This is a genomic window from Pseudomonas syringae (assembly GCF_000737245.1).
GTDB lineage: Bacteria > Pseudomonadota > Gammaproteobacteria > Pseudomonadales > Pseudomonadaceae > Aquipseudomonas > Aquipseudomonas syringae_J.
Map to the genome: position 1 here is coordinate 135,467 of NZ_JPQU01000100.1, position 14,830 is coordinate 150,296.

The 14,830-nt window shown below is 59.3% G+C and carries 13 protein-coding genes and 1 pseudogene; 9 read left to right on the forward strand and 5 right to left on the reverse strand.

The window, feature by feature from the left end; all coding sequences use genetic code 11:
• Positions 1–4: 4 nt before the first annotated feature.
• Genes IV01_RS01025 through IV01_RS01015 form a run of 3 tightly spaced genes read right to left on the reverse strand, consistent with a single transcriptional unit; the run spans position 5 to position 2,705 of the window.
• Complete coding sequence (locus tag IV01_RS01025; protein ID WP_032631766.1) at positions 5–364, reverse strand: hypothetical protein; 360 nt, start codon at positions 362–364, stop codon at positions 5–7.
• A 30-nt stretch (positions 365–394) separates the two neighbouring features.
• The gene (locus IV01_RS01020) at positions 395–1,567 is read right to left on the reverse strand and encodes an acyl-CoA dehydrogenase family protein (protein WP_032631856.1); all 1,173 of its coding nucleotides are present in this window, start codon (positions 1,565–1,567) and stop codon (positions 395–397) included.
• Between the two features lie 25 nt (positions 1,568–1,592).
• On the reverse strand, positions 1,593–2,705 hold the full coding sequence (locus tag IV01_RS01015) for an amidase (protein ID WP_032631857.1): 1,113 nt from the start codon (positions 2,703–2,705) through the stop codon (positions 1,593–1,595).
• Positions 2,706–3,507: 802 nt separating this feature from the next.
• On the opposite strand from IV01_RS01015, the gene IV01_RS01010 reads away from it, so the two are divergent.
• The 9 genes and pseudogenes from IV01_RS01010 (at position 3,508) to IV01_RS00975 (ending at position 12,445) form a co-directional block, all read left to right on the forward strand.
• Positions 3,508–4,656, forward strand: a complete 1,149-nt coding sequence (locus tag IV01_RS01010; RefSeq protein WP_032631768.1) for an ABC transporter substrate-binding protein — start codon at positions 3,508–3,510, stop codon at positions 4,654–4,656.
• Between the two features lie 87 nt (positions 4,657–4,743).
• Entirely contained in the window at positions 4,744–5,781 is a 1,038-nt protein-coding gene (locus IV01_RS01005; RefSeq protein ID WP_032631770.1) for a branched-chain amino acid ABC transporter permease, read from the forward strand.
• Complete coding sequence (locus IV01_RS01000) at positions 5,778–7,580, forward strand: ABC transporter permease subunit (protein WP_050508053.1); 1,803 nt, start codon at positions 5,778–5,780, stop codon at positions 7,578–7,580. Before IV01_RS01005 ends, IV01_RS01000 begins: the two co-directional genes overlap by 4 nt.
• Positions 7,580–8,371, forward strand: a complete 792-nt coding sequence (locus IV01_RS00995; RefSeq protein ID WP_032631773.1) for an ABC transporter ATP-binding protein — start codon at positions 7,580–7,582, stop codon at positions 8,369–8,371. The genes IV01_RS01000 and IV01_RS00995 overlap by 1 nt, the downstream gene beginning before the upstream one ends.
• Positions 8,372–8,432: 61 nt before the next feature.
• Complete coding sequence (locus tag IV01_RS00990) at positions 8,433–9,419, forward strand: ketopantoate reductase family protein (RefSeq protein WP_032631774.1); 987 nt, start codon at positions 8,433–8,435, stop codon at positions 9,417–9,419.
• A gap of 24 nt (positions 9,420–9,443) precedes the next feature.
• On the forward strand, positions 9,444–10,205 hold the full coding sequence (locus tag IV01_RS00985; protein ID WP_032631776.1) for a class II aldolase/adducin family protein: 762 nt from the start codon (positions 9,444–9,446) through the stop codon (positions 10,203–10,205).
• 33 nt (positions 10,206–10,238) lie between these two features.
• Positions 10,239–10,589: pseudogene (locus tag IV01_RS27630) on the forward strand (PAS domain-containing protein); the annotation flags it as partial.
• A 24-nt stretch (positions 10,590–10,613) separates the two neighbouring features.
• Positions 10,614–11,789: a methyl-accepting chemotaxis protein gene (locus tag IV01_RS00980; RefSeq protein WP_418903574.1), complete on the forward strand. Its 1,176-nt coding sequence runs from the start codon at positions 10,614–10,616 to the stop codon at positions 11,787–11,789.
• A gap of 179 nt (positions 11,790–11,968) precedes the next feature.
• Positions 11,969–12,445 carry a MarR family winged helix-turn-helix transcriptional regulator gene (locus IV01_RS00975; protein ID WP_032631777.1) on the forward strand — a complete coding sequence of 159 codons (477 nt, stop codon included), beginning with the start codon at positions 11,969–11,971 and terminating at the stop codon, positions 12,443–12,445.
• Between the two features lie 294 nt (positions 12,446–12,739).
• Here the strand turns inward: IV01_RS00975 and IV01_RS00970 are convergent, their stop codons facing one another.
• Together IV01_RS00970 and IV01_RS00965 are read right to left on the reverse strand one after the other, a co-directional pair.
• Complete coding sequence (locus tag IV01_RS00970) at positions 12,740–13,723, reverse strand: 3-hydroxybutyryl-CoA dehydrogenase (protein WP_032631778.1); 984 nt, start codon at positions 13,721–13,723, stop codon at positions 12,740–12,742.
• On the reverse strand, positions 13,720–14,826 hold the full coding sequence (locus tag IV01_RS00965) for an NAD/NADP-dependent octopine/nopaline dehydrogenase family protein (protein ID WP_032631779.1): 1,107 nt from the start codon (positions 14,824–14,826) through the stop codon (positions 13,720–13,722). The genes IV01_RS00970 and IV01_RS00965 overlap by 4 nt, the downstream gene beginning before the upstream one ends.
• Positions 14,827–14,830: the final 4 nt, after the last annotated feature.

Here is a 14,830-nt window from a genome sequence, read left to right on the forward strand (position 1 = left end):
ACGATCAGCGCTGAATGATCAGTTCGCGGCCGGTACGGGCCTCGACCTTGGCGTACTTCCAGAGCTTGTAAGTGCCCTCGCCCACCGGGGTGCTGCGGAACAGGTTGCACGCGGCATTGACGGTTTCGATGTCCGGCACATCAGCCAGCAGGTAGGTGGTCCACGGGTAGCCGGTGGACGGACCGACCATGCTCTGATCGTCGTCCATGTTGCCGAATACCTTCACACCTGGCAGGTCGTGAATGCCGTTCCACATGGCGCTGAACGCCGCCCAGACTTCCAGCTGTTCTTCACGCGGTGCGTCGAAGAAGTTCTGGTTGATGCCCATGCAGAACAGCACGCGCAATGGTTTTTTGTCAGTCATGTGAGTTACCCAATCAGTAGAAAAAATGAATTACAGATAGCCGGGGAGCGGCTTGTTGCCGAAGAAAATCGCCCCGGCGTTCTGGTAGGTCATATCGCCCATGAAGGCATGCTGAGTGATGACCTGGGTGTCGTTGACGAAGCGCGACAATGGGCTGGTGCGATATACACCGCTCATGCCCGAAAGCATCTGCGCGCTGCGCGCCACTTCGGCGGCAACGCGGGTCGCGTGGGTAGAGGACAGACGCAGCATGTTGGTTTGCTCCACCGACACCGGATCACCTGCCAGCACGCTGGCCCAGGCGGCATCGATGGCTTCGTAGAACCAGGCGCGGGCCGCACGCAACGCCGCTTCGGCCTTGGCCATTTCCACTTGTGCCAACGGCCGATCAGCCAGAGCTGGGGCGCCGGTCACGGAAATACGCCCACTGGCCATGCCGCTCAGCTCGTCCAGTGCCGCCCGGGCAACGCCCAACCCGACCACCGAAAGCACCTGGGTGGCGAACGACAGCGATGGGTAGCGGAAGAACGGCTCGTCAAGGTTCGAAGCGCCACCACGGACGAAGGTCCACTCCTCGGGCACCACCACGTCCTTGACCACCACGTCATGGCTGCCAGTACCAATCAAGCCGACCACGTTCCAGGTTTCTTCGATTTGTACCTTGTCACGGGGCATCACAGCCAGACGTGGCAAGCCTACCGATTCACCATTTTTCGGGCTGATGCCGACGCCGATCAGCTCAGCGCCCATACAACCGCTGGAAAACTTCCAACGGCCATTAACATTCAGCCCCCCCTCGACGAAAGTGGCAGGCTGTGGCGGAAAGATGCCCCCGGCAAACACCACATCAGGGGACTTGGCGTACACCTTTTTAATGGTTTCAAGCGGCAGCGCGCAGAGGTAAACCGGGCTCATGCCGAAGCTTGCCACCCAGCCTGCCGAGCCATCGGCACGGGCGATTTCTTCCACCATCTGGCAGAATTCGGCAGGCGAACGCTCATCGCCGCCGAAACGTTTCGGGACCAGCGCGCGATACACACCCAGGCTTTTGAAGCGTTCGATGACATCCGCAGAGATAAATTTCTGCTGGTCGAATTCTTCGCTGCGAGCACGTACACGGATCTCGTCCAGCAAGCTATGAAAAGCAGGATTCTCGGTGATCGGCGCCGAGGGCCGATAAGCCAGTTCGCTTAGTGAAGACACGGTTTTCTCCAATTCAGGCATGACATTAATCTTCCAGTTGACGAACCAGTTGGCGGGCGACTGCGCAGAGCAGTTCGTCCGCACCCTTGGCGGCAATCAGTTGCAGGCCCACCGGTAGCCCAGACTCGCCCATCAACGGGATCGTCAGTGCCGGGTGGCCGGAAAGGTTGAAGGGACGAACGAAAGCGGTCATGCCGATCACGGCGCGGGTATCAGTTGCGTCAACCAACAACAGCGGATAGTCCGGCATGGTCGGCATCGCCAGGATCGGTGTACGGGCCAGGGCTTGATCGACCTCAGCGGTGAACGACAGACGAATTGCTTCTGCGCTCGTCAGTGTTTGCGGGCTGGTGAACTGCGCAGCCATCAGTCGCGAAGCGATGTCTTCACCGACCTTGCCGGACGCCAATAGATGCCCGCATGCAGACCAGGTTTCCGCATTGATCACATCCAGCCCTGCTTCGTAGGCGGCCTGCATACCGGGTAATGGTTGCTCGCTGAGCGCAAAACCGCCGGCCTGCAATGCCGCGTCGACTGCGGCCTGAATCTCCGGCCGGGCCAGCACCGGCACCACGCCAATGGTGATGTCGTCGGTGCCGGGTAGTTCGCCGAAGCCCGGATCAATGGCAGCCATGCCTTTGATCAGCAGATCAATGCTGTCGGCGAACGGCCCGACGCAATCGAGGCTGCTGTGCTCGGGCATTACCCCTTTACGACTGATACGGCCGAAGCTGGGCTTGAGGCCAAATACGCCGCAACAGGCTGCCGGGATGCGCACCGAACCACCGGTGTCGGTGCCAATGGAAAAGTCCGCAAGGCCGGCCGCAACCGCAGCGGCTGAACCACTCGACGAGCCACCAGGAATGCGCGATGGAAACCGCGGATTGATCGCAGTGCCGGTCCAGTTGTTAATCCCGGTGGTGCCAAACGCCAGCTCATGCAGGCTGGTTTTACCGATGATCCGGCAGCCGCTGCTTAACAGGTGCTCAACAACTTCAGCGTGCTGCTCCGCAGCGGGCGCATCGGCCAAGGCACGGCTGGAAGCACAGGTCGGGAAGCCTGCGATATCGATGGTGTCTTTAACCATCACCGACAAGCCTGAAGCTCCCAACTCTAATTCCTGGACGACAATCGTCATGCCCATCACCTGTCTATTCAATTCAATCGAAACACGCTTCGGATTCGCAGGCCGAACAGCAAAGCCCTGCCAAACGCTTAAATCTAAAATCGTAATATTTACGTGAATTGTCAATTGAATTTTGCGAAATAAATAAGTGTGTATTTACGGTGCGCTTTTAAGCCATCGCGCACCGTTGACGTGCATTTTGGTAACAGCCAACAAATTGATTTGCCAGTCATGAAAAGCAAATAAATTCTTTGTATATCAGATAGATAGCCAGTTTATCCGGGGATTTATCACTGTAACCGGCTGACGCGGCAGCAGATCAACCCAGGCAATGACGCGATAAAATCCGGCCTCTGAAAATAAAAAAATCACATGAAATCTACTGTAATTACCGGTCATTTTTTGCGATTTTTTATCGTGTGTTCCCCCCCTGAAAACCTCTGTTTTTCATCGATAGGTTTCTTTCTACAAGCCCCATGCCCACGCAGTTCGCACAGCGTCAGGGTCCCTACGGAACCCGGTGCTGGGCGCGGAAAAATCCCAGGCAAAAATCGGTTATCAGCGGCCCGTCACCACCGGGCACGAAGCGTGTCCCGAAGCGGGGCGTTACTTTTTCTGGCATGCAACCTGCTATCGCTTGATCTGCCCATCGACCAGGGTTCGCTCAAGTCGAGCAGCGCCGCCAAGTCTCGCCCCAAGAGTCTGGCGCTGAGGGATTTCAACAAGAGCGCTCGCGACCGCACCCCGTGGTGATGGAGACGACCTTTTAAAAAATCGCGCCCTTGCTTCGCCTTGCAACGCTACGGAGAGAGTTATGTTCTTCAAGAAAACCGTGTCCACGTTACTGTTGAGTGCAGCCTTCGCATCCTTTGCTCAGGCAGATGTAAAAGTGGGAGTCATCACCTCCTCCACAGGCCCTATCGCATTGGTAGGCCTACCGCAGAAGAACAGCGTGCCGTTGCTCCCAGCTCAAGCGGGCGATCAGAAGATCACTTACATTTCCCTGGATGACGCAAGCGATCCAACCGCGACCGTCAAGGCGCTGAAGAAACTGATTGATGAGGACAACGTCGACGCGATCATCGGGCCGAGCGGCTCACCGAACGCCATGGGTGTGCTGCAATTCGTCGCTGAAGCTGGCGTTCCATTGCTGGCACCGGTGGGCACCGCTGCAGTGGTGCTACCGATGACCGAGCAGAAGAAATGGGTGTTCAAGACCACGCAGAACGATGATCTGATCGCCAAGGCGCTGTTCGAGAACATGAGCAAAAAAGGCATCAAAACCCTGGGCTTTATCGGTACGGCCGACCCATATGGCGAAAACTGGGCCAAGGTAGTGACCGGCCTGGCTGCGGAGAACAACATCAAGATCGTCGGCAGCGAACGCTTCCAGCGCCAGGACACCTCGGTAACCGGGCAGAGCCTGAAGATTCTTTCTGCGCGGCCGGATGCCGTGCTTATCGCCGCACCGGGCAGCTCGTCGGTGATGCCGCAAACCACCCTGTTCGACCAGGGCTATCGCGGCCAGATGTACCAGACACACGGGGCAGCCCTGCAAGACTTCCTGAAACTGGGTGGCAAGAAAGTCGAGGGCACGATCCTTGCCGCCAGCATGATGCTGGTCCTGGACGAAATGCCGGACAGCCCATCCAAAACCATCGCCAGCGACTACATCGCCAAGTACGAAAAGCTCAACGGCAGCAAGCCAGCGACTTTCGGCGCCAACACCTATGACGCCGGGCTGCTGCTCGAACGCGCCATTCCTGTCGCCAGCAAAATCGCTGCGCCCGGCACCCCGGCCTTCCGCAGCGCCCTGCGCGATGCATTGGAAAACACTCACGAGCTGGCCGCCACTCAGGGCGTGTACAACATGACCGCCACTGACCACAGCGGCTTTGACGAACGTGGCCGGGTCATGATTCAGGTCAAGAACGGTAACTGGACACTGCTCAAGGACAAATGACCGATACCTGATGCCGGGCCATCGGAGCGTTCGAATGGCCTGCATCAGCCATCGGCAGGTCATCACCTCGTTGAAAGAGTCATCATTATGAATTTCCAGATAGCTATGCTGCTGGGCCAGGATGGCATCACCAATGGCGCTATCTATGCGCTGCTGGCGCTGTCGATCCTGCTGGTCTTTACCGTGACGCGGATTCTGCTGATCCCCCAGGGCGAGTTCGTTACCTATGGCGCGCTGACCATGGCCACTTTGCAGGAAGGCCACCCGACCGCACTGGTCTGGCTGCTGCTGGGGCTGACCATCATTGATTGCGCCCTGGATCTATACGCTGCGGCGCGTTCCAGTCGCGGCTTCCTGTTCCCCAAACGTATCCTCGCCAAGCTCGGCTATGCCCTGCTGATGGTCGTACTGATCATGAAGCTGCCGCTGGCCGATCTGCCAATGGCTATTCAGGCATTGCTGACCCTGGCGCTGGTTGTGCCGTTGGGCCCGCAGATTTACCGGCTGGTGTTTCAACCGATTGCCTCGGCCAGCTCGCTGGTGTTGCTGATCGTGTCGATTGCGGTGCACGTAAGCATGGTCGGTATCGCCCTGCTGCTGTTCGGTCCGGAAGGCGCCCGAACCCGGCCGTTTTCCGAAGCCGGCCTGGAACTGGGTCCGGTGACCTTCAACAGCCAGACACTTTGGGTGCTGGCGGTGTCTCTGGGATTGATCGTCGGGCTGTTCCTGTTCTTCGAGCGCACCCTTTACGGCAAAGCGTTGCGCGCCACCGCAGTGAATCGCATGGGTGCGCGTTTGATGGGCATCTCGCCAACTCTGGCAGGCAAGGCGACGTTTCTGGTAGCGACGTTCATCGGCGCGCTGTCGGGGATTCTCATCGCACCGATCACCACACTGTATTTCGATTCCGGCTTCATCATCAGCCTCAAGGGGTTCGTCGGTGCCATCATCGGCGGCCTGGTCAGCTACCCGATTGCCGCCATGGGCGCGGTCGCGGTAGGCCTTATCGAAGCCTTCTCTATGTTTTGGGCCAGTAACTACAAAGAGATCATCGTGTTCACCCTGATCATTCCTTTTCTGCTGTGGCGCTCATTCACCAGTCGGCATGTGGAGGAAGACGAATGAACCCTCGTTATCTGTTGTTGGCGCTGGTGGCCGTGCTCGGCATCGCGCCGCTGCTGTTACCGCCCTATTACGTGACGCTGCTCAACTACATCGGCCTCTATACCCTGGTGGTGCTGGGCCTGGTGTTGCTGACGGGCGTAGGCGGCATGACCAGTTTTGGTCAGGCGGCATTCGTCGGCCTGGGTGCCTACACCTCGGCGTACCTGACCACTACTGAACAACTCCCCGCCTGGCTGGCTTGGGCAGGGAGCTCACCCTGGCTGGCTTTACTGATAGGCGTGGTGTTGACCGTCAGCGTAGCGATGATTCTGGGCGCAATGACCCTCAAGCTTTCCGGGCATTACCTGCCACTGGGCACCATTGCCTGGGGACTGTCGCTTTATTACCTGTTCGGTACGGTCGAGTCATTGGGGGGTCATACCGGTGTCAGTGGCTTGCCTTCAATCTCACTGCTGGGTATCGAGCTCGATAAGGGCGAGAAAATTTTCTACCTGATCTGGGTCGTGCTGCTACTGGCGATCGTCATTACCCAGAACCTCCTCAACTCCCGCGAGGGCCGCGCCATTCGAGTGCTAAAGGGCGGTCAGGTGATGGGCGAATCCATGGGCATCAATACCTTCCGCTCGAAGATGGTGATCTTTGTCATCTCAGCGGTATTTGCCGCCATCTCCGGCTGGCTGTATGCCCACACGCAACGCTTCGTCAACCCGACGCCGTTCGGTCTCAACATGGGCATCGACTATCTGTTCATGGCCCTGATCGGCGGCGTTGGCAGCGTCTGGGGCGCGTTGCTCGGCACCGGGATCCTGACCCTGCTCAAGCAATGGCTACAGGACTTGCTCCCGCATTTGCTGGGTAACACCGGCAACTACGAAACCATCGTGTTTGGCGTGTTGATCGTGGTACTGATGCAACGTGCACCGGGCGGTCTGTGGCCTATCTTGGTGGGGCTGGTGCGCAAGCGTTTCACGGTGAAGCGCAGCTTGCCCATGGGCAATGACCAGGTGGCGCAACTGCCGCGTCGCGAGCTGCCTGAGCACGGTCAGCTGATTCTTGAAGCGCGCAATGTGACCAAGCGCTTCGGCGGTCTGGTCGCCAACAACGACATGAACCTGGAAATCCATGCCGGGGAAATCCTCGCGTTGATCGGGCCAAACGGCGCGGGCAAAAGCACCATGTTCAACCAACTCTCGGGGGTCGATACGCCGACCTCCGGTGATGTGCTGTTCATGGGCAAAAGCATCAACGGCATGAGCTCACGACAAGTGGCGCGCATGGGCATGAGTCGCACCTTTCAGCACGTCAAACTGCTGCCCACCATGACCGTACTGGAGAACGTCGCCATCGGTGCGCATCTGCGCGGCAACAAAGGTGTCGTGGCGGCCGCATTGCATCTGGACCGGGACGAGGAAGCCAGCCTGCTCAATGAAGCCAAACGGCAGCTGGAGCGCGTGGGTCTCGGTGACTGTTTATATGAAGAAGCCGGCAGCCTGGCGCTGGGTCAGCAACGCATCCTGGAAATCGCCAGAGCGCTGTGTGCCGACCCTTGCCTGCTGCTGCTCGACGAACCGGCCGCCGGCCTGCGCCTGAAAGAGAAAGAAGCGCTGGGCATTCTGCTCAGCCGCTTGCGCAGCGAAGGCATGGCGATCCTGCTGGTTGAGCACGACATGGACTTCGTCATGGGCCTGGTGGATCGCGTGGTGGTCATGGAGTTTGGCCAACGCATCGCCCAGGGCTTGCCGGAAGACGTACAGAAAGACCCCGCCGTGCTGGAAGCCTACCTTGGAGGAGCCGAGTGATGAACAGCCAACTCAAGCCGCAATCAATCATCACCAACAGCACCGCCAACCCCGTACTGGAAGTCAATGACCTGTGCGTGGCCTACGGCAAGGTCGAAGCCTTGAGCAACGCCAGCCTGCGGGTCGGCCAAGGCCAGATCGTCACGGTCATCGGCCCCAACGGAGCCGGGAAAACCACCCTGCTCTCCGCCATCATGGGTGTGCTCGGTTCTCGTGGAAGAGTGGATTTCGATGGCAGCCTGGAAGCGGTGCCCGAGGTTGAGGTCATGGTCTCCCGTGGCCTGGGCCTGGTCCCGGAAAAACGCGAGCTGTTCACCAGCATGAGCGTGGCTGACAACCTGCAACTCGGCGCCTTCCAGCGTTATCGACGCGGCGACCGCAATCTGGCCCAGACCCAGGCAGAAATTTACGAGCTATTCCCGCGCCTTTGGGAGCGCCGCGACCAGTTGGCCGCCACCCTGTCCGGCGGCGAACGCCAGATGCTCGCGGTCGGCCGGGCACTGATGGCCAAGCCCAAGCTGCTGATGCTCGACGAACCCAGCCTGGGCCTGGCGCCGCTGATCACCCGAGAGATCTTCCGCATCATTACCGCCCTGCGCCAGACAGGGGTTTCGATCCTGTTGGTTGAGCAGAACGCCCGCGCGGCACTGCGCGTCGCCGACTACGCCTACGTACTGGAAACCGGACAGATCGCCATGCAAGGCCCGGCAAAGCAGTTGGCGGACGACCCGCGAGTCATCGAGGCCTACCTGGGGCTGGCCAGCAAGCATCAGGAAATGCTGGCCGGTTGAGCCACCTGTGTACGACGTCGGCCCGCCATAGTGGGCCGACTCACCCCGACCTGGAGCAGTCATGAATCATCCTGTTTTACGCGTCTGCATCGCCGGTGCCGGTGCGATTGGTTGCACCCTCGCCGCCCGTCTGGTGAAAGGCGGCCAGCAGGTTTCAGTTCTCGCCCGCGGCGAAACTCTGGCCACCATTCGCCGGGACGGCATCGTGCTCAACGATCTGGATGGGCGTCATCACGTGCAGGTCCAGGCCAGCGCAGACGCTAGCGAGCTTGGCACGCAAGACGTGATTTTCCTCTGCACCAAGGCACCGGCCCTGGGCGAAATGCTGCGGCAGATCCAACCGATGATCTGCCCGGAGACCATGGTTGTTCCGGTGGTCAACGGTGTGCCCTGGTGGTACTTCCACGGCGAGGGCGGCCGTTTTGCTGATCGCCAGGTGCAGGCGGTCGATCCGGACGGCCAGCTCGACGCAGCACTGGACTGGCATCAGATCATCGGCTGCGTAGTGTTTATTACCGCCAGCACCACCGGCACGGCAGTGGTGGAATCGAACAACCCGCATCTGATGGTCGTCGGCGAACCGGACAACAGCCTCAGCCCGCGCCTGGAACGCCTGCGCCAGATGATCGAGTCCTCCGGCATCGAAGCCCGGGCAACGGACCGCATCCGCGATCAACTGTGGACCAAGATCATCGCCAACATCACCTCCAACCCCCTGTCGGTGGTGACCGGCGCGACCCTCGAACAGATCTATGGCTTGCCCGAGCTGCGCCATCTGGTCAGCGCCGTCCTGCAGGAAACCCTGTTGACGGCAGCGGCGCACGGCGCACGGGTCAGGATCGACCCGCAGACCTTTTTCGAACTGGGGGCAGGTATGGGCGCAGTGCGTACGTCGATGCTTCAGGACTACGACAAAGGTCGCCCGCTGGAACTGGCCGCCATCGGTGACGCCGTCATTGAGCTGGCCGATCAGATGTCGATCCCCATGCCCACCACCCGCAACATCATTGCCCTGGCGCGCTTTCGCGGCCAGCAGGCAAGCCACTGAACACTGAGCGACAAGGACCTCGAAATGAGCACTGAAATGATCAAGCCGGACCACATCAGCGACGAAGAATGGGCGCTGCGCGTAGACCTCGCCCACTGTTATCACCTTGTGGATTTGTTTGGCTGGACCGAAACCATTTTCAACCATATTTCCGCGCGGCTTCCCGGTCCCGCTCACCATTATCTGGTCAATCCGTTTGGCCTGAACTACACCGAAGTCACCCCGGCCAACCTGCTTAAAGTCGACCTCGACGGTAACAAGCTGGAGGATTCACCCTATGACGCCAACCCCGCCGGCTTCGCTCTGCACAGCGCGGTCCACGGCGCCCGTCACGACATCCAGTGTCTGATCCACACCCATACCACGCCGATCTCGGCCATCGTCATGAAGAAAAACGCCTTCGCGCACAATGACTTCTACGGCGCGCAGCTCTACGGCCGCATCGGTTATCACACCTTCGAAGGCATCACCCTGTTCGACGACGAGAAGGCCCGGATGATCGACAGTCTGGGCGACAAACACATACTGGTGCTGCGTAACCATGGCATCGCAGTGGGCGAAAGCAGCATTGCCAAAGCGTTCTTCCTGCTCTGGACCGTGCAACGCGCCGCAGAGATTCAGTGCCAGGCTGGCGCGCTGGGTGGCGAGGACAATCCACTGCCCGTCGATATCAGCCAGAAATGCGCCGACCTGACCACGATGCTGATTCGCGACAGTGGTTTTGCGACCAAATTCTTCAGCGCCATGGTGCGCAAACTGCACGCCGAACGCGGCGCTATCTGGTAATTGACTGGAGTCTCGGCAATGACGCACACCCGCATGGATAAAGCGCAGCCACCGGCGCTGGCTGAATTGCCGATCTCGCGCCTCGATGCACAAGGTTGTCTGGATCAGTGCAACACGGCTTATTTGACAATGTGCGGTTACGACCTGGCGACGCTGCAGGGCAAACCGCACCACATGATCGATCACCCACAAATGCCAGAGGCCGTCATGCAGCGCATGTGGGCCACGCTGCATGCGGGCGTTGCCTGGACTGCTCCTGTCATGGGACAGCATCGCGACGGCAGCACCTTCTGGAACGAGCTTTACATATTGCCATTGCTGGCTGAAGGCAAAATCATCGGCTTTGGCACGGTTTACCACCCCATCAGCGAGGCCCTGCGGCGCCGTGCCGAACTGCTCTACAGTCGTTTGAGCAAAGGCCTTGCGCCACAGAGCATCGGCAAGCGAATCGGTCGTCATTTAGCAACGCATCTGTTCGCCTGGCTGAGCGGACTCGGTCTGCTGGGCCTGTTTGCCAGCGGGCAAGTCGATGGGTTGATCGCCGGGGCGCTGTTGGCATGCGGGGTGCTGGCGCTCGCCCAGCCGGCATTATCCGCCCGTCTCCAGCAACGTCGTGTTTTGGCTGGTCATGCGTCTATCTACAGCGATCCGTTGCTGAGTTCATTACACGGACGAGCCGACGGTCTGACGGCTCGACTGGAAATGAGCTTGCATACGCAACAACTGCGTATGCGCACGGTCATGGCCCGCATCCAGATCAATGGCGAGACCTTGCGCAGAAGAACCGATGAATCAGCGCAACTGGTTGAGGCCCAAACCGACCAACTGGAGCGTCAGTTGCTGGAAGCTGAGCAGTCGGCAGCGGCCGTCAATCAGATGAGCGCGACGATTCTGGAGCTGTCGACCAATCTGCAGCAGTCAGCGCAAGCGTCTCAGGAGGTCAATCGGCTGGCGCACGCTGGCGACCGGCTTTCCGCGCAGAGCAGTGAATCCATGGGTGCCTTGGGCACTTCAGTGCAGAACATCGGCACCGCTGTGGGCAAACTTGCGCAATCCATTGACTCGATCGGCGGTATCGCCCAGGAAATTCGCAGCATCGCAGAGCAGACCAATCTGCTGGCCCTCAACGCGGCTATCGAAGCCGCACGCGCCGGCGAAACCGGACGCGGATTTGCAGTCGTTGCCGACGAGGTGCGCTCGCTCGCCTCACGCACTCGTGAATCAACCGATCAGATCCAGAGCCGTATCGACGAGCTGCGCCAGTCAAGCGCAGAGGCGCTGGCGACGACACAAAGCGGCGAGCAAGCGGCACAACGCAGCCGTGATGATGTGGAAAAAGTGCAGTCTTCGTTGCAACACATCTGCCAGGAAATCGGTCAGGTCAGCTCAACGAGCCTGCAAATGGCCACAGCCATTGATCAGCAGGGGCAGGTGGCGGAAGAGATCAACAAGCAAATCAATCAGATCGCCCTTTTCGCTCAGGACAATACCCGGCAGGCCAAACGCAGTGGTCAAATCGGCAGGGAGCTCAATCAACTGGCAAGCTCACAGCTCGAACTTGCCGGGCGTTTTCTGAACGGCTGACTTGAATCAATACGGGCACAGCTTGATCCGATAACCTCATAAAGGTGATCGGATCACGTGAATATGCAACAATCAGCGCCACTCATGCAGCTGGAATCCCTCGCCTTCCATCACGGCTTCCGGGCAAACGCGGCCACGGCTGTGCCCTCACTCAAGAATTCCAAGACGCGACGCACTCAATGAATACTCCAAAAAAACGCCAGCACCGTTACGACCCTGCCAGCGAACATTTCAAAAAGGAAGACTTCCCCTTCTACTGGCTGGCACGGCTCAATGGCCGTTACAGCATGGCGATGGAAAAAATCCTCAAGAAGATTGACCTGGACATTCCACGCTGGCGAATCCTGCTGACACTGAACGAACAGGGCGAGCTGAGCATTTCGGAAATCTCCGTGCATGCCATCGCCAAGCTCTCAACTGTGACCAAGATCGTCTATCGCATGAAAGCCGATGGCCTGGTGGACACCAATACCTGCAGTAATGACGGCCGCGTGACTCAGGTATCGCTGACCGAAACGGGCCGGCAGACCGTGGAGCAAGCCCAGGCCGCGACCCGTGGCATTTTCAACATGAGCTTCAAAGGCCTGACCGAAGCCCAGATCAGCAAGCTGAACGGCACCCTGGAGACCATCTTCAACAATCTGCCTGAGGATTGAAGGTGTAGTCGACGAGCCGCGCGATGTTGCGATAGCGCTCTGCTTGATGCACCGCCACCGCAACCTCGCATTGCTGGTGCCTTCCTTGGATTTGATCTCAAGATAGCGCGATGCCGTGGGACCGGCTTTAGCCGGGAAGAGGCTGGGGCGGTCGCTGCTACTGGGGCGTCACAGATACCGCTTTCCCGGCTAAAGCCGGTCCCACGTCAGCTTGCAGGCAACCATGGAATCTCCCACAGGAGATGGCCTTTCCACTCAGGTGCCTGTTTCAAGCCGAATCAGCACTGCGTCACCCTATCGAGCGCAGCCGAAGCCAGGCATCAAGCCCATCAACTCGAGGCGGCTGCTCAATTCCCTCAAACGTTGCAGGCGGTAGGCCGGAATATCCACGGCGGCGTAGTCGTAGAAACCCTGACGGTCGCGTAACCCGCTGCGACGCTGGGCCATGTTGTCGCTGATGACCTGAGGAGCCGTGAAGCGAGGATCGATGGCTCCCGCCAGGTAACGGGATGCGTAGAGCAGAATATCGCCTCCGCCCCAGTCGATGAATTCCAGCAGGCCAAGCACGGAAAATCGTAATCCGAAACCCACTCGAATCGCCGTGTCGATGTCCTCGGCGCTAGCGACGCCCTCCTCGACCATTCGCGCAGCTTCGTTCATTGCCAAGGCCTGAATCCGCGGAACGATGTAGCCCGCAGTTGGCCCGCATTTGACCGGAACCTTGCCGATGTCGCGCAACAGTTGCATGAGCCGCGCCAATACGCCGTCATCAGTCTCGGCGCTGCAGCTGACCTCCACCAACGGCATCAATAACGCCGGGTTCAGCCAGTGAGCATTAACGAATCGCTGCGGGCATTCGACCAACTGAGCCAGCTCCGTGACCAGAAAGGTCGAGGTGGTCGAAGCGATGACCGTTTGCCTGGAGCAGTGCTCGCTCAACCAACTGAAGCACTGCGACTTCGCCTCCATGACTTCCGGCACCGCCTCGAATACCCAGTCGCTGCGGCCCAGGTCTGCAAGCGCAGCGTCACGGCCGCAAATCCTCAGGTGTGTCAGGGCCTGCTCCACCTGTTCTGGCGCGATGTTGCCTAGACTGACCAGTATCTGCAGTTCCGCCTGCACATTGGCCCGCGCCTGATCAAAGTAGACCTGCGCTGCGTCCTGCTCCCGAGCTTTGAAGTCGATCAAGGTCACGTCCATTCCGGCAAATATAAACGCCGTAGCCATGCCCTCGCCCATGCGCCCTGCGCCAACGATGCAAACCCGACTGTGGTTCATGCTGGTAATCCCTGTTCGAGCAGCTGAGTCATCTGTTCACGGCTCAATGTGTCCAGACCGAACTGCTCCAGGGTACGACCGCTGCCATACAGATCCTTGCTGGTGATCGCACTGGCAAGGCTCAGTAAACCTTGGGCGACGGGTGTCGGCACCCCCGCCCAGCGGCCCACCGAAACCAGGAATGACAGCCCCAGGCGAGTATCTTCCAGCATGTAGCGATGGCTCAGCAGGTCAATATCTTCACGCCAATCACCGCTGTCGGTGAGCTTGCCGTGAGCCCCGCGACCGTACATCCACTCGTCGCCGGAGGTCGCGTAATGATCGGCCAGCGGGAAATGCGGGGCCTGGTAACCCAATGCTTCGCGTATGGCGATCCGCTCGGCATCCAGCACATCAGTGACCCTACGGATCGACGGCACCGTGCCTTCGTTGTGGATGTCCCAGCGATCAAAATGCTCCAGGGGACCTGCGTTCATCATGATCAATGGCGGATGAATGATGGGGCCAGCGTTCATCAGCGCGCCACTGAGCAGATCTTCGATTGGCTCGACAGCGGGATAAGCTTCACGCAATACCGCAAACGCCGGTTCGCTGAGGCGGGCCGGAAACACTCCGGTGGGCAGACGCGTCGCGTAGCCGCTGATCACGACGTGGCTGGGGCCGTGCTTGCGCGCCAGGTACGGCAAAGTCCCGGTTTCAGCGAAAGCGACCTCGCTGTGATTGCCGGCGTTATGCATGGCCTGGGCAAACAGGTAACCGCCAAAGGTCCCCGGCGGCAGAAACACCACCTGACCATCACGTAGCAGCGGTGCCAACTGTGGCGCCAGGCCCTCGTGAGAAGTTGAGGGCAAAGGCACCACCAGTAACTGCGCATGAGCAACCGCAACAGCCAGGTCATCAGTCAGTTGCAGGTTATCCCCGGTCTTACCGAGACTGACCCGTCGCCTGCCGCGATAGTCTTCTACGGTCAGCTCAGCCAGTTCCTGCAGCTGTAGCAAGGCTTCGCTATCGCGTCGCCAGAGCACCACCGAGTGGCCTTTTTCTGCGAATTCAATCGCGGCTGCATAGCAACCGTGTCCACCACCAATAACGCTGATATCCATGAGT

Bases quoted from the DNA above. Each gene is read 5' to 3' on its own strand.
- IV01_RS01015 (WP_032631857.1), bottom strand. From the start codon at position 2,705: ATGACGATTGTCGTCCAGGAATTAGAGTTGGGAGCTTCAGGCTTGTCG.
- IV01_RS01025 (WP_032631766.1), bottom strand. From the start codon at position 364: ATGACTGACAAAAAACCATTGCGCGTGCTGTTCTGCATGGGCATCAAC.
- IV01_RS00965 (WP_032631779.1), bottom strand. From the start codon at position 14,826: ATGGATATCAGCGTTATTGGTGGTGGACACGGTTGCTATGCAGCCGCG.
- IV01_RS00995 (WP_032631773.1), top strand. From the start codon at position 7,580: ATGAACAGCCAACTCAAGCCGCAATCAATCATCACCAACAGCACCGCC.
- IV01_RS01000 (WP_050508053.1), top strand. From the start codon at position 5,778: ATGAACCCTCGTTATCTGTTGTTGGCGCTGGTGGCCGTGCTCGGCATC.
- IV01_RS00990 (WP_032631774.1), top strand. From the start codon at position 8,433: ATGAATCATCCTGTTTTACGCGTCTGCATCGCCGGTGCCGGTGCGATT.
- IV01_RS00970 (WP_032631778.1), bottom strand. From the start codon at position 13,723: ATGAACCACAGTCGGGTTTGCATCGTTGGCGCAGGGCGCATGGGCGAG.
- IV01_RS00985 (WP_032631776.1), top strand. From the start codon at position 9,444: ATGAGCACTGAAATGATCAAGCCGGACCACATCAGCGACGAAGAATGG.
- IV01_RS01010 (WP_032631768.1), top strand. From the start codon at position 3,508: ATGTTCTTCAAGAAAACCGTGTCCACGTTACTGTTGAGTGCAGCCTTC.
- IV01_RS00975 (WP_032631777.1), top strand. From the start codon at position 11,969: ATGAATACTCCAAAAAAACGCCAGCACCGTTACGACCCTGCCAGCGAA.
- IV01_RS01005 (WP_032631770.1), top strand. From the start codon at position 4,744: ATGAATTTCCAGATAGCTATGCTGCTGGGCCAGGATGGCATCACCAAT.